The organism is Bradyrhizobium sp. USDA 372 (assembly GCF_053629095.1).
In genome coordinates this window covers 113,783-135,300 of sequence record NZ_JBRJHR010000001.1, presented here as the reverse complement: position 1 = coordinate 135,300, position 21,518 = coordinate 113,783, and the positions used below count along the sequence as shown (strand labels likewise).

Here is a 21,518-nt window from a genome sequence, read left to right as displayed (position 1 = left end):
TTGAGAGCGCGCCGTTTCGGGGTGGAACGCGACAGCCTTATTACCCTCGATTCCGAACGGCGGTTTCGACCAGAGGCTCAATGTCCTTTTCAGATCTCGGACTGTCCGAAAAAGTCCTCGCCGCAGTGGCGGCCACCGGTTACACCACCCCCACCCCCATTCAGGAACAGGCGATCCCCCACGTCCTCGCACGCAAGGACGTGCTCGGCATCGCCCAAACCGGCACCGGCAAGACCGCGGCCTTCGTGCTGCCGATGCTCACCATCCTCGAAAAGGGCCGCGCCCGGGCGCGCATGCCGCGCACGCTGATCCTCGAGCCGACCCGCGAGCTGGCAGCCCAGGTGAAGGAAAACTTCGACCGCTACGGCGCCGGCCAGAAACTCAACGTCGCCCTCCTGATCGGCGGCGTCTCGTTCGGCGACCAGGATGCCAAGCTGATGCGCGGCGTCGACGTGCTGATCGCCACCCCGGGCCGCCTGCTCGACCATACCGAGCGCGGCGGCCTCCTGCTCACCGGCGTCGAGCTGCTCGTCATCGACGAAGCCGACCGCATGCTGGACATGGGCTTCATCCCCGACATCGAGCGCATCTGCAAGCTCGTCCCCTTCACCCGGCAGACCCTGTTCTTCACCGCGACCATGCCGCCGGAAATCCGGCGCATCACCGAGGCCTTCCTGCACAATCCGCAGAAGGTCGAGGTCTCCAGGCCCGCCACGACCGCCGTCACCGTGACGCAGGCCCAGGTGCCCGCCGGCCGCGAGGCGCACGAGAAGCGCGAATTGCTCCGCCGCCTGCTGCGCGAGGCGAAAGACCTCAAGAACGCGATCATCTTCTGCAATCGCAAGCGCGAGGTCGCGATCGTTCACAAATCGCTGCAGAAGCACGGCTTCAGCGTCGGCGCCCTGCACGGCGACATGGACCAGCCGGCCCGCATGGCGGCACTCGACCAGTTCCGCAAGGGTGAGCTGCCCCTCCTCGTCGCCTCCGACGTCGCCGCCCGCGGCCTCGATATTCCCGAGGTCAGCCATGTCTTCAATTTCGACGTTCCCCACCACGCCGACGACTACGTCCACCGCATCGGCCGCACCGGCCGCGCCGGCCGAACCGGCACCGCGATCTCGATCGTGACACCGCTCGACCAGAAGTCGATGGCGGCGATCGAGAAGCTGATCGGCCAGAGCATTCCGCGCGCCGAAGGCGACTATGACGTCCTCGCCGAAGCGGGCGAACAAGGCGAGCGTCCGCGCGAACAGCGCGGCCGCGAGCGTTCACGCGGCGGACGCGGCAAGCCGCAGCGCGGCGAGCGGCGCGGTCATGACCGCGAACGCGGCCACGAGCCGCGCGAGGCACGTGGCGAGGCCCGGCCGGCTCCCGAGGCGAGGCCCGCACGCGAGGCACGGCCGCCGCGCGAAGCCAGGCAATCATCCGAGCCGCGCAACGGTGCGCGCCCGCAAGCGAATTCGTCGCATGTGCCCTCGATCGGCCGTCCCGAGCCGCGCCGCCAGCGCGAGGTCGATACCGAGCCGGGCGATCACTCGCATCTGCCGGCTTTTCTGCTACGGCCGGTCCGCTCCCCCGCCGGCGCCTGACGCGCGCCGGTACTACCTGACTTCGGTTGAAAATCCTCGCTTTGCAATTATTTGGATGCGCCCGTGAACGTATATTTACGGGGTGTTCACAATCGTCCGTTAGCCTACGAACATAATTTAAGCATTGCTGCGGTCGATGGCGCGTCGGCCGCTGTGGGGATGTTCCGTGATCAAGGTGCTCGACGAACACGAACGCACGATGGCGTTCGCCGAGGTGGCGCTCGGCCAGATCCGATCGCTGCGACAGACCGCCATTCCCCGCAATTACGAGATTTGGTACGTCTACGCGACCGGCTACAACGCACCGCTCAACAAGATCATCAATGAGACGCTGGCGCGCAGCGGCAAGCTGACCGAAGCCGATCTCGAGCAGATCTACGAGACCTATCTCTCCCACATCAAGACCACCGACCGCATCGACAAGGTCGGCGCGCGCGTCGTCGGCGAGATCGACGACGTGGTGAAGGTGCTGGGCGAGGCGCTCGGCATGACCGGGGCCTACGATTCCAGCCTCTCGGGTGCGACCGAGAAACTGTCGTCGGCCGAGAGCCGCGACCAGATCAAGGCGATCGTCGAGACCCTGCTGCGCTCGACCAGCGAGATGCGCGAGGCCAACAAGGCGCTGGAAGACCGTCTGACGCTGTCGAAGAACGAGATCAGCAATCTCCAGCAGAGCCTGGAGGCGATCCGCGCCGAGAGCCTGACCGATCCGCTCACGGGCCTGGGAAATCGCAAATATTTCGACCGCATGATCGGCATGGCCGTGCAGAGCGCGCTCGCCTCGGGCGAGCCGCTGTCGCTGCTGCTGTTCGACATCGATCACTTCAAGTCGTTCAACGATTCCTACGGTCATCTCACCGGCGACCAGGTGCTGCGGCTCGTCGGCCTTTCGCTCAAGCAGACCATCAAGGGCCAGGACATCACCGCGCGCTACGGCGGCGAGGAATTTGCGGTGGTGCTGCCCAACACCGCGATGCGCCAGGCGCTCACGGTGGCCGATCACATCCGCCGCGCCGTGATGGCGAAGGAATTGAAGAAGAAATCGACCGGCGAGATCCTCGGCCGCGTCACCATCTCCGTCGGCGTTTCCATGCTGAGGGAGGGTGACGACACCGACGCGCTGATCGAGCGTGCGGACGCCTGCCTCTACGCCGCCAAGCGCAACGGCCGCAACCGCGTGATCTGCGAAGCCGATCCGGAATTCGCGATCGAGAGCCACAGCCGGGTGGCGTGACGTTCATCCTCGCATTTGTAGGGTGGGTTAGCGCAGCGTAACCCACCTCTTGTCTATCAAGATGGATGAAGTGGTGGGTTACCCTGCGCTAACCCACCCTACGCAGCGCCTTCTTGGCAACCTTCTTCGCCAGACGCTTCTTCGGCGCAACCTTCTTCGCCGCCGGCTTCTTCGCCTTCGGTCGTTTCTTCACCTTGGCGCGCTGCGCCGCGGCGAGCGCCGCCCTCGCCCATTGCGCAAGCTCCGCGGAATCATCGAACAGGCGCGCCGGCAGCTCCCAGTAGGAATTCACCACCACGGTCTTGGCGCGGGTCGAATACTGGAACGGCTTCGAGCCTTCGGCTTCGAAATCGGGAATGGTCGTCTCGTCGGCGCGGAAGAACAGGCCGGCGCGCAGTGACAGCGCGAAATTGACGCCGTCGGCGGAGATGCCGAAGCCCGAGAACATTTTTCGGATGGTGACCGGGCCGAAATCGGCGAACAGGTCGATCAGGAATTCGCGGTCCATCGGAGGCTACCCTGCGCGAGCAAGTGAGCCTTCATAGCATTTCCGTCATTGCGAGCGAAGCGAAGCAATCCAGACTTCCGCCGCGGAGGCAGTCTGGATTGCTTCGTCGCCAGCGCAAAATTGCTTCGCAATTTTGTCGCGGGCTCCTCGCAATGACGGTGGAGAGATTACCCGTCGATCTTGGCCGGCCGCAGCTCGACCGATTCGCCGCAGCCGCAGGCGGAGATCTGGTTGGGATTGTTGAAGATGAACTGGGCCTGCATCTTGTCGGCCTTGTAGTCCATCTCGGTGCCGAGCAGGAACAGCACGGCCTTGGGATCGACCAGGATCTTGACGCCCTTGTCCTCGACGACCTCGTCGGTCGGGCGGATCTCGTGGGCGTATTCGACCGTGTAGGACTGGCCGGCGCAGCCGCCGTTCTTGACGCCGACTCGCAGGCCCACGATCTCGGAATCGGCGCGCTGGGTCAGCTCGGTGATGCGCTGGGCAGCAGCGTCCGTCAGCCGCATCACCTGCGGGCGCGGACGCCGCGGCTTCGGAGTGGAGGATGCTGGTGTCGCCTGGGTCATGTTGTTTATGTGGTCCGTTGCGGAGCGAATTCAATGCGGGCCGAGGCCGTCACCACATGTTCAGCACGAGGCGCGCCTCGTCGCTCATGCGCTCGGGCGACCACGGCGGCTCCCAGACGACCTTGACGTCGACCACGCCGACGCCAGGGACGCTGGCGACCGCGTTCTCGACCATGGTCGGCAGCTCGCCTGCGGCCGGACAATTCGGCGTCGTCAGCGTCATCTGGACGTCCACCGAGCGGTCGTCCTTGATCTCGACCTTGTAGATCAGGCCGAGCTCGTAGATGTCGGCCGGAATTTCCGGATCGAACACGGTCTTGAGCCCGGCGATGATCTCGGTGGTGAGACGCTCGGTCTCCTCCGGCGGAAGCGCCGAATGAGTCTCCATCGGATTGGCTTTGATTTCGGCCGTGTCACTCATGCGAACAAATCCCGCGCCTTCAGCAGCGCCTGTGCCAGATGATCGACTTCTTCCCGCGTATTATACATGCCGAACGAGGCCCGGCAGGTGGCCGTGACGTTGAACCGCTCTAAAAGCGGCATGACGCAATGGGTGCCGGCGCGCACCGCGATGCCCTGGCGGTCGATCACGGTGGCGACGTCGTGGGCATGCGCGCCCTTGAGCTCGAAGGAGATCACCGGGCCCTTGCCCCGCGCCGTGCCGATCAGCCGCAGCGAGTTGATCTCGCGCAGCTTCTCCTGGGCATAGGCGGTGAGGTCGGCCTCGTGGGCGGCGATGCGCTCCTTGCCGATCGAATTGACGTAGTCGATGGCGGCGCCAAGGCCGACGGCCTCGACGATCGCCGGCGTGCCGGCCTCGAACTTGTGCGGGGGATCGCCATAGGTGACGACCTCGCGTGAGACCTCGCGGATCATCTCGCCGCCGCCATTGAAGGGGCGCATCGCGACGAGGTGGTCGTACTTGGCCCAGAGCACGCCGATGCCGGTCGGGCCATAGACCTTGTGGCCGGTGAAGACGTAGAAGTCGCAGCCGATGTCCTGGACGTCGACGGGCAGATGCACCGCGCCCTGGCTGCCGTCGACCAGCACCGGAATGCCGCGGGCATGGGCGATCCTGACGACGTCCTTGACCGGCACGATGGTGCCGAGCGCGTTCGACATCTGCGTGATCGCGACCAGCTTGGTCTTCGGGCTCAAGACCTTCTCGAACTCGTCGATGAGGAAATTGCCCTCGTCGTCGACCGGCGCCCACTTAATCACCGCGCCCTGGCGCTCCCTCAGGAAGTGCCAGGGTACGATGTTGGAGTGGTGCTCCATGATCGAAATGACGATCTCGTCGCCTTCCCCGATATTGGGGCCACCCCAGGAGGATGCGACCAGGTTGATCGCCTCGGTCGCATTGCGGGTGAAGATCACTTCCTCGGTGCGCGCAGCGTTGATGAACTGCGCCACCTTGGCGCGGCCGCCCTCATAGGCCTCTGTCGCGGCATTGGCGAGGTAGTGCAGGCCGCGATGCACATTGGCGTATTCGGACGTATAAGCCTGCGTCATGCGGTCCAGCACGGCGCTCGGCTTCTGCGCCGAGGCGGCGTTGTCGAGATACACGAGCGGTTTGCCGTAGACCTGCATGGCGAGCGCCGGAAAATCCTGGCGCACGCGCGCAACGTCATAGGCTCCGTTCTTGACCGCCGGATGCGTGCTCATGACCGCCGCTCCAGCCAGCGCTCGGCGATGCCGATCACGTGCTCGCGCAAGGTATCATCGGCGATCTGCTCGATCGCCTCGCCGACGAAGGCCTGGATCAGTAGCGCCTGGGCCTGCTTCTCCGGCAGGCCGCGGGCCTTCAGATAGAACAGCAGGCTCTCGTCCAGCGCGCCGGCGGTCGCGCCGTGGCCACACGAGACATCGTCGGCAAAGATTTCCAGCTCGGGCTTGTTGTCCGCTTCGGCCTCGTCCGACAGCAGCAGCGCCCGGGTCATCATCTTGCCGTCCGTCTTCTGCGCGTCGGGGCGGACGATGATGCGGCCCTGGAACACCGAATGGGCGCGGTCGTCGATCACGGCGCGGAAGATCTCGCGGCTGACGCAGTTCGGCACGGCGTGGTCGACCACCAGCGTGGTGTCACCGTGCTCGGTTTTCTTCAACAAGTTGACACCGTTGGCCGAGAGCTCACTGCCCTCGCCGGCCAGCGTGATGAAGCCCTGAAGACGGCTCACCGCGGCGCCCGTGGTCATGTTGAAGAAATTGAACTTCACATTGGCGCCGATGGTGACGAACTGCGAGGTGACGTTCACAGCGTCGGGCGCGTCGTCCATCAGGCGGATATGTGCGACGTCGGCGTTGTCGCCGACCGAGACGATGACGGCGTCGTTGACCTGATAGGCCTTGGCTTCCGCCGCAACAAAAGTCTCGACGATGGTGACGCGAACGCCCTTCCCGACCGCGATCTGTGAGCGGGTGAAGGCCGAGGTCGACGCGGCGGTCGCGATGTGGATGATCTGGATCGGCGCGGACAGCTGCGCGCCATCCGCAATCGACAACACGACGCCGTCGGTCGCCATTGCTGCGTTCAGCGCGATCACGGCATCGCTGGACGCGGTCTTGAGGAGACCGGCATCCTTGTCCAGCGTCTCGCGCAGCGTCTCGAAGCTCACTTCGGACGCAATCGCCTTCACGTCGGAAAGCTCGGCTGCGAACACGCCGTCGACCAGCACCAGCTTGCGGGCGCCGGCGATGGCATGCGCCTTGACCGCGTCCGCGGCGCGCTTCAGCGCGGCGGAATCGGGCGCGCCTGCCAGCGGCAGCATCTCGCCGACCAGCGCGCGCAGGTCGGTGTATTTCCATTCCTCGATCCGGCGGTGCGGCAGGCCGAGACGCTCGTAGGTCTCGAACGCCTCGCGGCGCACTGCTGCCACTCCCGGCGAACCCGGCAAGCGGCCCTCGGCGCTGGCGAAGAGATCGCTCACCGCGCGGCCGCCCCCGGTCTTTGCCACAGCAACGTTCATCTTGAAAATTCCTTACGCGGCATCCTCGAACTGGGCGTAGCCGGAGGCTTCCAGCTCCAGCGCCAGATCCTTGCCGCCGCTCTTCACGACGCGGCCCCTCGACATCACGTGCACGAAATCAGGCACGATGTAGTTGAGCAGCCGCTGATAGTGGGTGATGACGACCATCGCACGCCCCGGCGAGCGCAGCGCATTGACGCCGTCGGCCGCGATCCGCAGCGCATCGATGTCGAGACCGGAATCCATCTCGTCGAGGATGCACAGGCTCGGCTCGAACAGCGCCATCTGCAGCACCTCGTTGCGCTTCTTCTCGCCACCGGAGAAGCCGACGTTGACGCCGCGCTTGAGCATGTCCTGCGGGATGTTCAGCGACTTCGAGACTTCGCGGACCTTCTTCAGGAAGTCCGGCACCATCAGCTCGCTCTCGCCGCGCGCCTTTCGCTGCGCATTGAGCGCAGTGCGCAGGAAATTCATGGTGGTGACGCCGGGAATCTCGACCGGATATTGGAACGCCAGGAACACGCCCTTGGCGGCGCGCTCGTCCGGATCCATCTCCAAGAGGTCCTCGCCCCTGAACAGGATCTGGCCGTCGGTGACCTCGTAGCCGGGCTTGCCGGCGATGACGTGCGAAAGCGTCGACTTACCGGAGCCGTTCGGCCCCATGATCGCGTGCACCTCGCCCTCGTTCACGGTCAGCGTCAGGCCGTGGAGGATCTCACGCTCCTCGACACGAACCTTGAGGTCTTTCACTTCAAGCAAAGCCATCTTGGTATCCAGTCTATTCAATTCAATTGATGTTGGTGCGCGAGGCGCGCGCCGCGAGGGTCGGCAATTAGCCGACCGACCCTTCGAGCGAGATCGAGATCAGCTTCTGCGCTTCCACCGCGAATTCCATCGGCAGCTGCTGCAGCACGTCCTTGACGAAGCCGTTGACGACGAGGCCGACCGCTTCTTCCTGGCTGAGCCCGCGCTGGATGCAGTAGAACAGCACGTCCTCGGAGATCTTCGAGGTCGTCGCCTCGTGCTCGAAGGTCGCCGAGGAGTTCTTGGCCTCGATGTACGGCACGGTGTGCGCGCCGCATTTGTCGCCGATCAGCAGCGAATCGCAGGCGGTGAAGTTGCGCGCCCCGGTCGCTTTCCGATGCGCCGTGACGAGACCGCGATAGGTGTTCTGCGACTTGCCGGCGGCAATGCCCTTGGAGATGATGCGGCTCGACGTGTTCTTGCCGAGATGGATCATCTTGGTGCCCGAATCGACCTGCTGGAAGCCGTTCGAGATCGCGATCGAGTAGAACTCGCCGCGGGAGTTGTCGCCGCGGAGAATGCAGCTTGGATATTTCCAGGTGATCGCAGAGCCGGTCTCGACCTGGGTCCAGGAAATCTTGGAATTGGCGCCGCGGCAGTCGCCACGCTTGGTGACGAAATTGTAGATGCCGCCCTTGCCTTCCGAATTACCGGGGTACCAGTTCTGCACCGTCGAATACTTGATCTCGGCATCGTCGAGCGCGACGAGCTCGACCACGGCGGCATGCAGCTGGTTCTCGTCGCGCTGCGGCGCGGTGCAGCCCTCGAGATAGGAGACGTAGGAGCCCTTGTCGGCGATGATCAGCGTACGCTCGAACTGGCCGGTGTTGCGCTCGTTGATGCGGAAATAGGTCGACAGCTCCATCGGGCAGCGCACGCCCGGCGGCACGTAGACGAACGAGCCGTCGGAGAACACCGCCGAGTTCAGCGTGGCGTAGAAATTGTCCGAGGTCGGAACCACCGAGCCCAGATATTTCTGCACCAATTCAGGATGCTCGCGGATGGCCTCCGAGATCGGCATGAAGATCACGCCGGCCTTCTTCAGCTCGGCCTTGAACGTGGTCGCAACCGAGACCGAGTCGAACACGGCGTCGACCGCGATCTTGCGGCGGGCCGGGTCTTCCTCGCCGGGCTTGGGTTCGACGCCTTCGAGCATGGCGACTTCCCGCAAGGGGATGCCGAGCTTCTCGTAGGTCTTCAGGATCTCCGGATCGATCTCGTCCAGTGAGGAGACCGTCTTCTTCGGCTTCGGCGCCGCGTAGTAATAGAGGTCCTGGAAGTCGATCTTGGGATAGTCGACACGGGCCCAGGTCGGCTCGGTCATGGTCAGCCAGCGCCGATAGGCTTCCAGCCGCCACTGGAGCATCCAGGCGGGCTCATTCTTTTTCTGCGAGATGAATTTTACGATCTCTTCCGACAGCCCCTTGGGGGCTTTCTCGGTGTCGATCAGGGTCTCAAACCCATAACGATACTGGTCGACGTCGATGCGCTTCACGCGCTCGACCGTCTCTTGTACGGCTGGCATTCCATCCTCCGCTCGCGGTTTCAAGGACCGCGGTGGATCAAACTTGGACGAGTATTACGATATTTCTCCGCGGAAAGCACGGGCTTAGAACCGTTCAAGCCGTGTTTCGTCGCTCATCTCTTAAGTAGGGTATTACCAAGCTTTCGCCAAGCCTCTAACGCCCGATTGATGTCCTCCGGTTCCGTGGACCAGCCCAGACTGAGACGCACCGCTCCCTGGGCCACCGCGGGATCATAGCCCATCGCCGACAGGACGTGAGACGGCTGGACCTTTCCGGAGGAGCAGGCCGAGCCGGAGGACACCGCGATTCCCTCCAGATCGAAGCCGATCACGGCGGTTTCGGCCTTCAAGCCCGGCGCGGTGAAAAGGACGGTATTTGGCAACCGCGCCACCTCTGTCGCAAAGACGGTCGTCCCGGGTACGTCACGAAGGCCATTTTCCAAACGATCTCTGAGGCTTGCCATGCGCTTCACATCCTCCGGCAGAGCCTGAAGCGCAGCCTTTACCGCGGCCCCGAAGCCGGCGATCCCGGCAATGTTCTCGGTTCCGGCCCGACGGTTGAGCTCCTGCCCGCCGCCCCGCAGCACCGGCTCGAGGCCGCTTATCCCCTCGGTCAGCGCCAGGGCGCCGACCCCCTTGGGACCGCCGATCTTGTGCGCAGAAAAGGTGGCAAGGTCGGCGCCTACCGAATTGATATCGAATGAAATTTTGCCCAGCGCCTGGATCGCATCGACATGCAGGAGGCCGCCGGCCTCGTGGACGATGGTTGCAGCCTCCGTGACGGGCTGAACGGCGCCCGTCTCGTTGTTGGCGGCCATGATCGAGACCAGGGCTGGCGGGCCGTCCTTCAGCTGCCGCTTCAACTGATCGAGGTCGACCACGCCGGAGCGCGTGACCTGGATCAGGCCGATCTTGTCCGCCGGGAACCGGCCGCCGGCCAGCACCGAGGCGTGCTCAACCGCCGAGACCAGCAGCCGCGCGATGGGTCCGCCGGACGGACCCCGCAAGCCCGGCGAGAGCGCCAGCGCATTGGCCTCGGTTCCAGCTGAGGTGAAGACGACGTTGCGCGGCTGCGCCCCCACCGCGGCCGCAAGCGTCGCGCGAGCTTCTTCGACCAGCCGCCGCGCCTCCCGCCCCTCGGCATGGACCGAGGAGGGATTGCCGACCAGGTCGAAGGCCGCCACCATCGCCGCCCGCGCCTCGGCGCGCAGCGGCGTGGTCGCATTCCAGTCGAGATAGACACGGTTCGGCATCTCGCCCTCTTAGCACCTTTTGTCGTCCGGCCAATCGGAGGGTGGGCACTCGTCAGGCCGGCTGCTGTTCCACCCTTCGCACCGTTCGCGGCACCGCCCGCAATCCAAACAGAGGCCGCAGCCAGGCAACGCGCCGGACAATCTCATAGGTCGCCACACATGTGAGCGCGGTCCCAGCGATGACAATCAGCGCTTCGGTCCCGGCCGGCAGACCGCTGTCGCGCAATTGATGAGCGATCACGATGATCGCGGTCTGGTGCACGATGTAGTACGGGAAGATCGCGTCGGTGAGATAGCGCCGCGCCGGGCTGTCGGCGGTGAGATGGCGCCGCGCTAAACCCAGCACGGCGGCGATCGCGAGCCATTGGTAGCAACCATAGGCCGAGGCCGCGGCCCACTTCAGCGCAGGCGACGGCGCAAACAGGCCGGCGCGTACCAGGATGAAGGCCGAGAAGCAGGCGACGGCCGCCAGCAGGGCCACGAAGCGCTGCCGCTCCAGTTCGCGCCAGATTCCCTCCTGCCGGGCCAGCAGGAAACCGATCAGGAAGGCCGTCGCGTGGTCCGCGTGGTTATACCAGTCGCCGAACAACGCGTGCGTCGACGGGAAAGCCGGGAACAGCACCAGGCGCCAGGCCGCAAACAGCAGGCAGGGCCCGATCAGGAGCCATGGCCCGGCGAGCATGCCAGCGAGCTTACGGCCAATCCAGTCAGCCCCCGCCGGCCACAGCGCGAGCACGCCGATCAAGGCCATCGTGTAGACCCATAGATAGACCACGAACCAGAGATGGTTCCAGGTCGGCAACACGATGCACGGGTTCGGACAGAACTGCGGGCCGAAGGCAAAGTAGTGCCTGGTGTAGAAATCGAGGAAGCCGGCGGGATAGCCGAGGCTTTCGACGATCTGGAGATAGGCCTGCGGCGGCACGATCACGAGCATCCCGAAGATCAGCGGGATCAGGAGCCGCGCCGATCGCGCAGCCGCGAGCGAGGCCAGGCTGGACTTGCCGAGCATGAAACGGGTGGCAACCCCGGACACCAGGAACAGCAGCGACAGCCGCCAGGGGTTGAGGAATAGCATCACCGGTTCCAGCCAGGTTAGCCGGTGCGCGCTCTTGATGTGGAATCCCCAGGACACGTAGAGCATGCCGACGTGGTAGAAGATCAAGAGCCCGAAGGCTAAAATCCGCACCCAGTCCAGGTCGATACGTCTTTCCGAGCTTTGGAATTGCTGTGGTGTTGTCATGGTTTTCTGCTCCTTGACGGGACGACGAACGCGGTTTTGGGGCCAGGGCTGACATCGAAAATGGCTGACACCGAAAATGCTCCGCCTGCGGCGCGCGTCGAGCCGGTTTGGGATCAGAATCGGACGCGAGGGGATGAGCCGCCGGCAGCTGGGACGAGTCGCGGGTCTTTTGGGATCAGCGGCGGCGACCGGATGATGTTCGCAGCGATCGCGGCCGTCGCGCTCGCGATCGGAATCGTCAATGCGTTCTCAGGCGCGCAGGACGCGGCTTGGCGTGGCGACAGCTACGACATCGGCCGGCGGCTGTTCTGGGAGATGTCGAGCATCGGCGTCATCCTGCTGTTGCTGCCGATCCTGGTCTTGGCGGTCCGCCGCATGCGCCGGACACCGGGCCTCGCCGCACAGGCGGCAATCGGGGCGATCGCCCTGCTCGGCTTCTCCACCCTCCACATCACCGGCATGGTCTGGGTGCGAAAGCTCGCGCTATGGCTCGCCGGCGGCGCCTACGATTTCCGTTTCTCGCTCGCGACGGTCCTGTACGAATTCCGCAAAGACGCCGTGGCCGTTGTCCTGATCGGCGCCACGATCTGGCTGCTCGAAAGCCGGCGTGAGCTGAAGAGCGCCGCGATCGCTTCGTCGGCGCCGTCCGCCCCGCAGCCCCCGTCTCCCGATCTGATCTGGCTGCGTGACGGCACCAGCCGCATTCGCGTGGTGCCGCGCGACATCCTCTGGGTGGCGTCCGCCGGCAATTACATCGAATACAGCCTCGCCGACGGCACCCAGCATCTCATCCGGGGCACGCTGGCGGCGGCGGAAAGCGAGCTGGCGCGCTTTTCCATCGTTCGCGTTCATCGGACCAAGCTTGCCAATCTCGACCGGGTGCGCGGCGTGGACCTCAAGCCGTCAGGAGATTTCGAGCTCGCCTTCGACAACGGCCAGACCCTCGGCGGCAGCCGGCGCTACCGGTCGACCGTCGCCGCGCTCGGAAGCCGAACCGCCTCGGCGGGAAGCGCCACCGGCGATCCATAAACAATCGTGATTCCAATCGGTTGAGCGCTGCCCTCCGGCGCAGCGGGCAACCCCTGCCGGCTCCGGTTGATTCAGGCAGGTCCCGATCCTGGGAGGCGGGCCGGCGATGACAGCACAATGACCGGCTAAGCTGTTGAGCTGATTGAGAGATGTCGAAGAAGCTTGCTTTTTGACCCTGGCCTCGTGTTAGAAGCGCGCGTCAGTTCACCCGCGCGCCACTCGCGCATCATCCGAGGGCGCGCCTCTCCACCTTTCATCCGTGCTCTCGTCGGCGGCAACGCTGCGAGAGCCACAATCGGACGATTGCGCAGGGATCACCTCCAAGGGACTTAAATCAGAGATCATCGATGCCTGAAGTCATTTTCACCGGCCCTGCCGGCCGCCTCGAGGGCCGCTATCACCCGGCCAAGCAGAAGAACGCGCCGATCGCGATGATCCTGCATCCGCATCCGCAGTTCCACGGCACGATGAACCATCAGATCGTGTACCAGTGCTACTACGCCTTCGCGCATCGCGGATTCTCGGTGCTGCGCTTCAATTTCCGCGGCGTCGGCCGCAGCCAGGGCTCGTTCGACCATGGCACCGGTGAATTGTCGGATGCAGCCGCCGCGCTCGACTGGGCGCAGACCATCAATCCCGAGGCGCGCGCCTGCTGGGTCGCCGGCTTCTCCTTCGGCGCCTGGATCGGCATGCAGCTCCTGATGCGCCGCCCCGAGGTCGAGGGCTTCATCTCGATCGCGCCGCCGGCCAACCTCTACGACTTCTCGTTCCTCGCGCCTTGCCCGTCCTCAGGCCTGATCGTTCACGGCGAGAAGGACGCGGTGGTGCCGCCCAAGGACGTCAACACGCTGGTCGAGAAGCTGAAGACGCAGAAGGGCATCGTGATCGACCAGCAGATCATCCCCGGCGCCAACCACTTCTTCGACTCCAAGCTCGAGCCGCTGATGGAAACCATCACGGCGTATCTGGACATGCGCCTCGCCAACGTGCGGTAAAGGCTGCGGCTCAAGCGAGCTTGAGCGCGACAATCCCCATCAAGACGAGCGCGATGCCGGCAAGCTTCATCGCGCTCAAACTCTCGCCGAACAGTACGACGCCCATGATGAAGGTGCCGGCCGCACCGATGCCGGTCCAAACCGAATAGGCGACGCCGACCTCGAGTACCTTCAAGGCGCGTCCGAGCAGGAAGACGAAGGCCGCAAGCAGCACGAGCGAAATAACGCTCCAGCCTGCCCGCGTGTAGCCTTCCGCGTATTTCATCGAGATCGCCCAGCCGACATCGAGCGCGCCGGCGATCACCAGCAACAGCCAGGCCACGGATTGCGACATGCGCTCAGGCCGCGAGCTTGAGCAGATGCGCGTCGTGGCGAACGAGGAACGCGCGCAGCAATTGCGGATAGTCCGCCCCGACCGCGCCGCGCACGCTCGGGCGCTTTGCGAGCTCGGCGCGCCAAGCGCGAACCTTCGGCACATCGTTGAAAATGCCGTGCTCGGTCAATTCGTCGAACAGATCGAAATAGCGGAAGACCGGCGCGAACACGGCATCGACCAGACTGAACGCATTGCCGGCGAAGAACGGGCCTGCGCCTAGCGCGGCCTCGACACGCGCGAACTTTGCGACCAGCGCCTGGCGCTTGCTTTCGAACGTCGCCGCGTCGGTCGTCGTTTCCAGGCCCCAGAGGTCGCCGAGGATCGCCGAGCCGAACTCCATCCAGGCACGGTGCTCGGCCCGCTGCAACGGATCCGCCGGATGCAGCTTAGCGCCTGCTTGCGTCTCCTCGATGTATTCGCAGATCACATTGCTCTCGAACAGCGCGACCTCGCCCCTCTCGGTCGTCACCACCAGCACCGGCACCTTGCCGAGCGGCGAGAGCTTCAAGAACCAGTCCGGCTTGTTGGCGAGATCGATGTCGATCCGCTCGAACGGCACGCCCTTCTCCTTCAGCGCGATCACCGCGCGCTGCACATAGGGACAAAGCTTGTGGCTGATCAGTTTCAGTGAAGCGGTCATGGCAACGATCCCGGCGGTTAGATGCAACTGCATCAAATATAAATGCAGCTGCATCTACCCGTCAAGGTCAATGCATTTGCATCAACCGGGCGTGATCGTCAGGCAGTAATCTTCAGGGCCTGGCAATCACCCCACCGGTCATCGGCATCGGCACGCCCGTGGTGGCGGGATAGGACAGTGGCAGGCCTTTCATGCCGCGGACGGCGAGAAAGCCGAAGGCCTGCGCTTCGATGGCGTCGGAGGCCCAGCCGAGCGTTTCGGCCGCCTCGACCGTCGCCGAGCCCACCCGCTCCCGCAGCATCCGCAACATGGTGAGGTTGCGGGCGCCGCCGCCGCAGACGATCCAGCTCCGCGGCCGGCGCGGCAACAGCGGAATGACACGGGCGATCGCGGCGGCGGTGAAGGCGGTCAGCGTCGCCGCGCCGTCGGCCGGCGCCACCTCGCCGAGCCGCAGGGCCGCAAAATCGTTGCGGTCGAGCGATTTCGGCGGCGGGCTTGCGAAGAACGGCAGCTCCAGCGCCCGCGCGATCCAGGCCTCGTCCACCTTGCCGAGCGCCGCGAACTTTCCTTCCGCATCGAACGCCTGGTTCATGGTGCGGTACATGAAATCGTCCAGCAACGCGTTCCCGGGGCCGGTGTCGCAGGCGATCAGCGTATCGTTGCCGTCGATATAGGTGATGTTGGAGACGCCGCCGATATTGACCACGACGATTGGCCCTTCGCGCTCCAGCGAATGGGCGAGCGCGCGGTGGTAGACCGGCACGAGCGGCGCGCCCTGCCCGCCCGCCTCGACGTCGGCGGCGCGGAAGTCGTGCATCACGGGAATGTGGATGGCCCTTGCCAGCGCCGGCGCGTCGCCAATCTGCACCGTCAGCCGTCTTTCGGGCCGATGCAGCACGGTCTGGCCGTGAAAGCCGACAATGTCGATGTCCTCCGCCCTCATCCGGTTCTGGGCGAGGAAGGCCGCAACCGCCTCGGCATGGGCCTGCGTTACCACACGCTCGGCATCGCCCAGAATGCCCGGGCGGGCGTCGCGTTGCTGCAGATGCACGGCCTCGCTCAGCGCCTGGCGCAGCAGGTTGCGCTCGGCCGGGCCGTAGGGCCGGTAACCGGATGGCCCGAATGCCTTGACCTGCTTTCCGTCGGTTTCGATCAGCGCGACATCCACCCCGTCCAGCGAGGTGCCGCTCATCAAACCGAGTGCCGTCAACATCATGGACCAGCGTCCTCAAGAAACCCGCCCTGGCATGCCGATCTTGTGCCAGAGGGACACATCTTATAATGCCAACGCGCCAAGTGGCGGGCGGCCAATCGGGTTCCCGCGGAAGACCCTTAAATTGCCCCCAAAACGGTAAACCAAGAATTGTCAGGCACGCCGACAGATGACTGCATTTAAATCGGATTTCCTCAACACCCTGCAGGAACGTGGATTCATCCACCAGTGCTCCGATTTCGAGGGGCTGGACGCGCTCGCCGCCAAGGGCGAGGCGACGGCCTATGTCGGCTACGATTGCACCGCCCGCTCGCTGCACATCGGCAACTATCTGACCATGATGATGCTCTACTGGCTGCAGCAGTCCGGCAACAAGCCGATCACGCTGATGGGCGGCGGCACCACCATGGTGGGTGATCCCTCCGGCAAGGACGAGACGCGCGCGATCCGCACCATTGCCGAGATCGAGGCCAACAAGGAATCGATCCGCGGCGTGTTCGCCAAGGTGCTGCGCTACGGCGAGGGCAAGAGCGACGCCGTCATGCTCGACAATGCGGAATGGCTGACCAAGCTGAACTGGATCGAGATGCTGCGCGACGTCGGCCGGCACTTCTCGGTCAACCGCATGCTGACCATGGATTCCGTGCGGCTGCGCCTCGAGCGCGAGCAGGAGATGAGCTTCATCGAGTTCAACTACATGGTCTGCCAGGCCTACGACTTCGTCGAGCTGGCCAAGCGCACCGGCTGCCGCCTCCAGATGGGCGGCTCGGACCAATGGGGCAACATCATCATGGGCGTCGATCTCGGCCGCCGCATGGGCACGCACCAGCTGTTCGCGCTGACGACGCCGCTGCTGACGACCGCCTCGGGCGCCAAGATGGGCAAGACCGCGCAAGGCGCGGTGTGGCTCAACGCCGACCAGTTCAGCCCGTACGACTTCTGGCAGTACTGGCGCAACACCGAGGACGCCGACGTCGGCAAGTTCCTGAAACTGTTCACGACGCTGCCGATGGCCGAGATCAGGAAGCTCGAGGCGCTCGGCGGCTCGGAGATCAACGAGGCGAAGAAGGTGCTCGCGACCGAAGCGACCGCGCTGCTGCACGGCCGCGACGCCGCGCGCGAAGCCGCGGAGACCGCGCGCCGCACCTTCGAGGAAGGTGCGCTCGCCGAAAGCCTGCCGACCGTGGAAATTCCGCGCGGCGAGCTCGACGCCGGCCTGGGCGTGCTCAACGCCTTCGTCAAGGCAGGCCTCGTCGGCTCCAACGGCGAAGCGCGGCGCCAGATCAAAAGCGGCGGCCTGCGCGTCAATGATGCGCCCGTCACCGACGAGAAGATGGCGCTGTCGGCAGGCAATCTGACGCCGGAAGGCGTGATCAAGCTGTCCTTCGGCAAGAAGAAGCACGTGCTCATCAAGCCTGCATAGGCGTATGAGCTTTTCACTGCTTGTCAGGGCGCACAGATGCGCGCTCCCTGACGGCAATGAAACAATACACGCCCAGGGAAGCGAGCAAGGATACGCACCGTGACGGCGTCGCGGCGACACCGCAAGGCGTCGCGCGCGTCGCGCTCACCGTGCTCGCACTCTGCTTCACGCTGGCCGTGCTGGGCCGCGGGCTCGGCGACAGTTTTACGGTATTCCTGAAGCCGATCTCGGAAAGCTTTGGCTGGGACCGCGCGCAGATCGTCTCGGTCTATTCACTCACCTGGCTTGCGAGCGGCCTTACCGCCCCCTTCGTCGGACGCCTGTTCGATCATTCCGGACCGCGCATTGTCTATGCGCTCGGCCTTTTGCTGCTCGGCGCCGCCTTCCTGATCGCGGCGCACGCGCAGCGCCTGTGGCAGTTCCAGCTCTCGATCGGCCTCTGCGTCGGCGTCGGTATCGCCTTCATCGGCATCGTGCCGAACTCGATCCTGCTCGGCCGCTGGTTCGGGCCGCGCCTGCCGACCGCGATGTCGGTGGTGTATTCGGCGATGGGCGGCGGCGTGCTGGTGCTGCTGCCGGCCTCGCAGCTGCTGATCGATCACATCGGCTGGCGCGGCACCTACCAGCTGTTCGGCTTCGCCGCCTTGGGCCTCCTGGTCCCGCTACTGCTGCTGCCGTGGCGGCTGTTCGCCGCGGGCTCGCCGCATGTCGTGAAGAAGACCGATCCTGATTTCGTCGACAACGGCTGGACGCTGCTCCGCGCGATGCGTCACCACGCCTTCTGGGCGCTGTTCTCGACGTTCTTCTTCACCGCCGTCGGCATGTACGCGATCGCCGCGCAGATCGTGGCGTATCTGATCGATGCCGGCTTCCCCCCGCTCCAGGCCGCGACCGCCTGGGGTTTTTCCGGCGTCGTGCTGGTGTTCGGCATGCTCGGTGTGTCTGCGCTCGACGGCCTGATCGGGCGAAGGCCGTCCGTGCTCTTGAGCTACGCGATCTCGATCCTCGGCATCGCCCTGCTCTGGCTGCTGCAATATTCCCCGAACATGCTGCTGCTCACCGGTTTCATCGTCTGCTTCGGCAGCATGATGGGCTCGCGCGGCCCGCTGATCAGCGCGACCGCGATGCGGATCTTCCAGGGCAAGCGCGTGGGCACCATCTACGGCACGATCTCGATCGGCAGCGGCCTCGGCTCGGCGTTCGGCTCCTGGAGCGGCGGCCTGATCCATGACGCGACGCACGGCTACAACGCCCTGCTCGCCTTCGCACTTGCGAGCGTGATCCTCGGAATGATTCCATTCCTGATCGTGCCCGCCTTGCGGCGCTAGGTATCTCAGGGGTAACCTGATCGCATTCGTGTCACCGGAAAATTACGGGTGGGACCGGCACGAATACGCGCAAAAAATGCGGATCACACGCGGCCGAAACCCCGGCCTGCGGTGTTATGTCCGACATGACGAAAATGTCAGCGCAGAATCAATCTTGGGTGGCTTGCGAGGAGGAACCGAATGCGGTCCAAGTCGCTGCATTGGATGGAGGGCAAACCAAAATGGACTTTTCTTTTCTCTCTCGCTTTCAACCGGTTCTGCTGAGCCTGTTTCGCTTCATCACCGGCCTCTTGCTGTTCCAGTACGGCATTGCCAAGCTGTTCAAGTTCCCGGCTGTGCCGATGTTCGCGAAGGTCGAACTGATGTCGCTCTACGGCGCGGCCGGCACGATCGAACTGGTGGTTGGCGGGCTGTTGATGATCGGCCTGTTCACGCGCCTCTCCGCTTTCATCCTCTCGGGTGAAATGGCCTTCGCCTACTTCATGGGGCACATGTTCAGGGGCGATGCGCCGGTGTTCCTGCCGCTGCTCAATGGCGGTACCGCAGCGATCCTGTTCTGCTTCGCCTGCCTCTACCTGTCGGCAGCCGGTGGCGGGCCGATCAGCGTCGATGCCGCGATGGGCAAGGAGAGCGGCGCAGCCGGCGGCGCGTTCGCGCGGCGCTGAGGCGCCTCCAGATCACTTCGCAAGCAGGACGGCACCGGCGGGCCCGCCGGTGCCGTTTCAACGCGTCCCCAGCACGTTCCACATGAGAACCAGGGCCGCGACGAGCAGCACGGACATGATGATGCGATGAACGAATCGATTCATTGCGCGTTCGGCTCCACTCCATAGCCACCAAAATCCAAGATCGATTCCCTTCCTCAGATGGGCTGGAGCCCGCTGGCAGAGCAATTTGCCTGCACCATTGCGCACGCGCCTGCGAACGCTGTCCGCGCGGCAGGCCGTCGCATGCCTCCATTCATGATTGGTAAGAACTTCATGCTACCGGTGCGAGCAATAACAACCATTCCGTAGGGGCTGTGATGAAGCTGCTCAGTCATCTGAAGATCCGCACCAAGCTTGCCAGCATGGTCTGCCTTGCGGCGCTCACCGTCACAGCCATCATCGGCGTATCGGCCGTGCTCAGCAAGAGCCGCATGATGGAGGACCGCGTCCAGCAGATGCGGACCGCCGTCGAGCTCCTCTACAACTACGCCCAAGCGCTTCAGGACGAGGTGACCGCCGGCAAGCTGACGGCGACCGAGGCCAAGAGCCTGTTCCACCAGCGCGGCCGCCGCATGAACTTCAACGGCAACCAGGGCTATCCGGTGGTCTACAACCAGGACGGCTCGCTCGTAGTGAACGGCGCCAATCAGCAGCTCGAAGGCAAGATCACCGGCGCCAAGGATTCCAACGGCGTTCTGATCGCCGACGCCATCATCAAGGCCGGCAACGAGACCGCCCAGGGCGGCGTCACCTCCTATCTCTATCCCCGTCCGGGCCAGACCGAGCCGCTCCGCAAAACCGTGTTCGCGCGCAAATTCGCGCCCTGGAACGTGACCATCAGCTACGGCCTCTATGTCGACGACATCGACGCCGACGTGCGCGCCTTGACGCTGGAGCTCGCTGCGGTCGGCGTCGGCCTGATGCTGCTGATGGCGGCGCTGTCCTGGCTGATCGCGCGCGACGTGCTCGGCGCGCTCGATCGTCAGAAGAACCGCATGCAGGCGATTTCCGAAGGCGCCATCGACAAGCCGGTCGAGGAAACCGACCGCGGCGACGAGATCGGCCGCATGGCCGAGACGCTCGAAGTCCTCAGGCAGACCGCGCTCACGGCCCGCACGCTCGAGGCCGAGCAGGTCGCGGCCAAGGCTCGCAGCGAGCAGGAGAAGCGCGAGGCCCTGATCGCGCTTGCCGACCGCTTCGATGCCTCCGTCGGCCAGCTCGTCGGCCTGATGGCCTCCGGCTCCGGTGAATTGGAGACCACCGCCAAGTCGATGTCGTCCACCGCCGAAGGCACCAACCGCCGCGCCGCATTGGTCGGCTCGGCCGCCAATGAGGCCAGCCAGCGCGTCCAGACCGTCGCCTCCGCCGCCGAGGAGCTCTCCTCCTCGATCACCGAGATCAGCCGGCAGGTCGCGCAATCCGCCGAGGTCACCGGCCGCGCGGTGGACAGCGCCCGCCGCACCGACACCATCGTGCGCGCGCTGTCGGACGGCGCCCAGCAGATCGAGCACGTCGCCGAGCTGATCTCCAACATCGCGGCGCAAACCAACCTGCTCGCGCTCAACGCCACCATCGAGGCGGCCCGTGCCGGCGAAGCCGGCCGCGGCTTTGCCGTCGTCGCCTCCGAGGTGAAGTCGCTGGCGAGCCAGACTGCGGAAGCCACCCGCGAGATCGGCGACAAGATCGCCCAGATCCAGGGCGCGACCAAGGAAGCGGTCGATGCGATCGGCGGCATCACCGCCACCATCGAGGAGGTCAGCCGCATCGCCACCTCGATCGGCGCAGCGATCGAGGAGCAAGGCGCCGCCACCGCCGAGATCGCCCGCAGCGTCTCGCAGACCGCGGAGGCGACCAAGGAGGTCACCACCAATATCGGCGGTGTCAGCACGGCGGCGAACGAGACCGGCAACGCCGCCGGCATGGTGCTCACGGCAGCCAGCAACCTGTCCAAGCAGGCCGAGCAGCTCTCCGGCGAAGTCGGAACGTTCCTGAAGGGCGTGCGCGCGGCGTAACACGCCGCTTGAGAGTCGAGACGTTCGGCGCAAAAGCGTCGCGACATTCGTCATGGCCGGGCTCGTCCCGGCCATCCACGTGTTGGCCACGCGGCACGAAGAAC

Annotated in this window: 20 protein-coding genes; 8 read left to right on the top strand and 12 right to left on the bottom strand. The window is 64.8% G+C overall.

The window, feature by feature from the left end:
* Positions 1 to 80: 80 nt before the first annotated feature.
* Positions 81 to 1,589 (top strand): DEAD/DEAH box helicase, encoded by a 1,509-nt coding sequence (locus tag AB7M16_RS00660; RefSeq protein WP_453942852.1) that lies wholly within the window; start codon positions 81 to 83, stop codon positions 1,587 to 1,589.
* A 166-nt stretch (positions 1,590 to 1,755) separates the two neighbouring features.
* Entirely contained in the window at positions 1,756 to 2,823 is a 1,068-nt protein-coding gene (locus tag AB7M16_RS00655; protein WP_271498472.1) for a GGDEF domain-containing protein, read from the top strand.
* Between the two features lie 88 nt (positions 2,824 to 2,911).
* Here the strand turns inward: AB7M16_RS00655 and AB7M16_RS00650 are convergent, their stop codons facing one another.
* From AB7M16_RS00650 to AB7M16_RS00610, 9 genes are all read right to left on the bottom strand, one after another.
* Entirely contained in the window at positions 2,912 to 3,331 is a 420-nt protein-coding gene (locus AB7M16_RS00650; RefSeq protein ID WP_439363161.1) for a TfoX/Sxy family protein, read from the bottom strand.
* Positions 3,332 to 3,498: 167 nt separating this feature from the next.
* Positions 3,499 to 3,900: a HesB/IscA family protein gene (locus AB7M16_RS00645; protein ID WP_453942851.1), complete on the bottom strand. Its 402-nt coding sequence runs from the start codon at positions 3,898 to 3,900 to the stop codon at positions 3,499 to 3,501.
* Between the two features lie 49 nt (positions 3,901 to 3,949).
* Positions 3,950 to 4,321, bottom strand: coding sequence for an SUF system Fe-S cluster assembly protein (locus AB7M16_RS00640; RefSeq protein ID WP_063683732.1), 372 nt, complete (start codon positions 4,319 to 4,321; stop codon positions 3,950 to 3,952).
* Positions 4,318 to 5,565: a cysteine desulfurase gene (locus tag AB7M16_RS00635; RefSeq protein WP_453942850.1), complete on the bottom strand. Its 1,248-nt coding sequence runs from the start codon at positions 5,563 to 5,565 to the stop codon at positions 4,318 to 4,320. The genes AB7M16_RS00640 and AB7M16_RS00635 overlap by 4 nt, the downstream gene beginning before the upstream one ends.
* Positions 5,562 to 6,866, bottom strand: a complete 1,305-nt coding sequence (sufD, locus tag AB7M16_RS00630; protein WP_453942849.1) for a Fe-S cluster assembly protein SufD — start codon at positions 6,864 to 6,866, stop codon at positions 5,562 to 5,564. Before sufD ends, AB7M16_RS00635 begins: the two co-directional genes overlap by 4 nt.
* A 12-nt stretch (positions 6,867 to 6,878) precedes the next feature.
* Positions 6,879 to 7,631 carry a Fe-S cluster assembly ATPase SufC gene (gene sufC / locus AB7M16_RS00625; protein WP_172788691.1) on the bottom strand — a complete coding sequence of 251 codons (753 nt, stop codon included), beginning with the start codon at positions 7,629 to 7,631 and terminating at the stop codon, positions 6,879 to 6,881.
* A 67-nt stretch (positions 7,632 to 7,698) separates the two neighbouring features.
* On the bottom strand, positions 7,699 to 9,195 hold the full coding sequence (sufB, locus tag AB7M16_RS00620; protein ID WP_172788690.1) for a Fe-S cluster assembly protein SufB: 1,497 nt from the start codon (positions 9,193 to 9,195) through the stop codon (positions 7,699 to 7,701).
* A gap of 113 nt (positions 9,196 to 9,308) precedes the next feature.
* Positions 9,309 to 10,448 (bottom strand): cysteine desulfurase family protein, encoded by a 1,140-nt coding sequence (locus AB7M16_RS00615; RefSeq protein WP_453942848.1) that lies wholly within the window; start codon positions 10,446 to 10,448, stop codon positions 9,309 to 9,311.
* 52 nt (positions 10,449 to 10,500) lie between these two features.
* The gene (locus AB7M16_RS00610; RefSeq protein WP_453942847.1) at positions 10,501 to 11,691 is read right to left on the bottom strand and encodes an acyltransferase family protein; all 1,191 of its coding nucleotides are present in this window, start codon (positions 11,689 to 11,691) and stop codon (positions 10,501 to 10,503) included.
* Positions 11,692 to 11,883: 192 nt separating this feature from the next.
* Between AB7M16_RS00610 and AB7M16_RS00605 the strand changes: the two genes are divergently transcribed.
* Together AB7M16_RS00605 and AB7M16_RS00600 are read left to right on the top strand one after the other, a co-directional pair.
* Positions 11,884 to 12,720 carry a LytTR family DNA-binding domain-containing protein gene (locus tag AB7M16_RS00605; RefSeq protein WP_453942846.1) on the top strand — a complete coding sequence of 279 codons (837 nt, stop codon included), beginning with the start codon at positions 11,884 to 11,886 and terminating at the stop codon, positions 12,718 to 12,720.
* 347 nt (positions 12,721 to 13,067) lie between these two features.
* The gene (locus AB7M16_RS00600; protein WP_025036034.1) at positions 13,068 to 13,715 is read left to right on the top strand and encodes an alpha/beta hydrolase; all 648 of its coding nucleotides are present in this window, start codon (positions 13,068 to 13,070) and stop codon (positions 13,713 to 13,715) included.
* Positions 13,716 to 13,725: 10 nt separating this feature from the next.
* Here the strand turns inward: AB7M16_RS00600 and AB7M16_RS00595 are convergent, their stop codons facing one another.
* The 3 genes from AB7M16_RS00595 to AB7M16_RS00585 all read right to left on the bottom strand — a co-directional run bounded on the left by AB7M16_RS00595 (position 13,726) and on the right by AB7M16_RS00585 (position 15,947).
* Positions 13,726 to 14,049, bottom strand: coding sequence for a DMT family transporter (locus AB7M16_RS00595; protein ID WP_260383534.1), 324 nt, complete (start codon positions 14,047 to 14,049; stop codon positions 13,726 to 13,728).
* Between the two features lie 4 nt (positions 14,050 to 14,053).
* Complete coding sequence (locus tag AB7M16_RS00590; RefSeq protein WP_453942845.1) at positions 14,054 to 14,731, bottom strand: glutathione S-transferase family protein; 678 nt, start codon at positions 14,729 to 14,731, stop codon at positions 14,054 to 14,056.
* 112 nt (positions 14,732 to 14,843) lie between these two features.
* The gene (locus tag AB7M16_RS00585) at positions 14,844 to 15,947 is read right to left on the bottom strand and encodes an anhydro-N-acetylmuramic acid kinase (protein ID WP_453942844.1); all 1,104 of its coding nucleotides are present in this window, start codon (positions 15,945 to 15,947) and stop codon (positions 14,844 to 14,846) included.
* A 166-nt stretch (positions 15,948 to 16,113) separates the two neighbouring features.
* Here AB7M16_RS00585 and tyrS point away from each other — a divergent pair, with 166 nt between their 5' ends.
* From tyrS to AB7M16_RS00565, 4 genes are all read left to right on the top strand, one after another.
* Positions 16,114 to 17,367 carry a tyrosine--tRNA ligase gene (gene tyrS / locus AB7M16_RS00580; RefSeq protein ID WP_453942843.1) on the top strand — a complete coding sequence of 418 codons (1,254 nt, stop codon included), beginning with the start codon at positions 16,114 to 16,116 and terminating at the stop codon, positions 17,365 to 17,367.
* Positions 17,368 to 17,423: 56 nt separating this feature from the next.
* Positions 17,424 to 18,695: an MFS transporter gene (locus AB7M16_RS00575; protein ID WP_172788682.1), complete on the top strand. Its 1,272-nt coding sequence runs from the start codon at positions 17,424 to 17,426 to the stop codon at positions 18,693 to 18,695.
* A 221-nt stretch (positions 18,696 to 18,916) separates the two neighbouring features.
* Complete coding sequence (locus tag AB7M16_RS00570; RefSeq protein ID WP_172788704.1) at positions 18,917 to 19,360, top strand: DoxX family protein; 444 nt, start codon at positions 18,917 to 18,919, stop codon at positions 19,358 to 19,360.
* Positions 19,361 to 19,719: 359 nt separating this feature from the next.
* Complete coding sequence (locus tag AB7M16_RS00565; RefSeq protein ID WP_453942842.1) at positions 19,720 to 21,414, top strand: methyl-accepting chemotaxis protein; 1,695 nt, start codon at positions 19,720 to 19,722, stop codon at positions 21,412 to 21,414.
* Positions 21,415 to 21,518: the final 104 nt, after the last annotated feature.

What these genes read in the sequence shown, in the direction of transcription:
- AB7M16_RS00660 (WP_453942852.1), top strand. Translation starts at nt 81, where the DNA reads ATGTCCTTTTCAGATCTCGGACTGTCCGAAAAAGTCCTCGCCGCAGTG.
- AB7M16_RS00650 (WP_439363161.1), bottom strand. Translation starts at nt 3,331, where the DNA reads ATGGACCGCGAATTCCTGATCGACCTGTTCGCCGATTTCGGCCCGGTC.
- AB7M16_RS00645 (WP_453942851.1), bottom strand. Translation starts at nt 3,900, where the DNA reads ATGACCCAGGCGACACCAGCATCCTCCACTCCGAAGCCGCGGCGTCCG.
- AB7M16_RS00640 (WP_063683732.1), bottom strand. Translation starts at nt 4,321, where the DNA reads ATGAGTGACACGGCCGAAATCAAAGCCAATCCGATGGAGACTCATTCG.
- AB7M16_RS00635 (WP_453942850.1), bottom strand. Translation starts at nt 5,565, where the DNA reads ATGAGCACGCATCCGGCGGTCAAGAACGGAGCCTATGACGTTGCGCGC.
- sufD (WP_453942849.1), bottom strand. Translation starts at nt 6,866, where the DNA reads ATGAACGTTGCTGTGGCAAAGACCGGGGGCGGCCGCGCGGTGAGCGAT.
- sufC (WP_172788691.1), bottom strand. Translation starts at nt 7,631, where the DNA reads ATGGCTTTGCTTGAAGTGAAAGACCTCAAGGTTCGTGTCGAGGAGCGT.
- sufB (WP_172788690.1), bottom strand. Translation starts at nt 9,195, where the DNA reads ATGCCAGCCGTACAAGAGACGGTCGAGCGCGTGAAGCGCATCGACGTC.
- AB7M16_RS00615 (WP_453942848.1), bottom strand. Translation starts at nt 10,448, where the DNA reads ATGCCGAACCGTGTCTATCTCGACTGGAATGCGACCACGCCGCTGCGC.
- AB7M16_RS00610 (WP_453942847.1), bottom strand. Translation starts at nt 11,691, where the DNA reads ATGACAACACCACAGCAATTCCAAAGCTCGGAAAGACGTATCGACCTG.
- AB7M16_RS00605 (WP_453942846.1), top strand. Translation starts at nt 11,884, where the DNA reads ATGATGTTCGCAGCGATCGCGGCCGTCGCGCTCGCGATCGGAATCGTC.
- AB7M16_RS00600 (WP_025036034.1), top strand. Translation starts at nt 13,068, where the DNA reads ATGCCTGAAGTCATTTTCACCGGCCCTGCCGGCCGCCTCGAGGGCCGC.
- AB7M16_RS00595 (WP_260383534.1), bottom strand. Translation starts at nt 14,049, where the DNA reads ATGTCGCAATCCGTGGCCTGGCTGTTGCTGGTGATCGCCGGCGCGCTC.
- AB7M16_RS00590 (WP_453942845.1), bottom strand. Translation starts at nt 14,731, where the DNA reads ATGACCGCTTCACTGAAACTGATCAGCCACAAGCTTTGTCCCTATGTG.
- AB7M16_RS00585 (WP_453942844.1), bottom strand. Translation starts at nt 15,947, where the DNA reads ATGATGTTGACGGCACTCGGTTTGATGAGCGGCACCTCGCTGGACGGG.
- tyrS (WP_453942843.1), top strand. Translation starts at nt 16,114, where the DNA reads ATGACTGCATTTAAATCGGATTTCCTCAACACCCTGCAGGAACGTGGA.
- AB7M16_RS00575 (WP_172788682.1), top strand. Translation starts at nt 17,424, where the DNA reads ATGAAACAATACACGCCCAGGGAAGCGAGCAAGGATACGCACCGTGAC.
- AB7M16_RS00570 (WP_172788704.1), top strand. Translation starts at nt 18,917, where the DNA reads ATGGACTTTTCTTTTCTCTCTCGCTTTCAACCGGTTCTGCTGAGCCTG.
- AB7M16_RS00565 (WP_453942842.1), top strand. Translation starts at nt 19,720, where the DNA reads ATGAAGCTGCTCAGTCATCTGAAGATCCGCACCAAGCTTGCCAGCATG.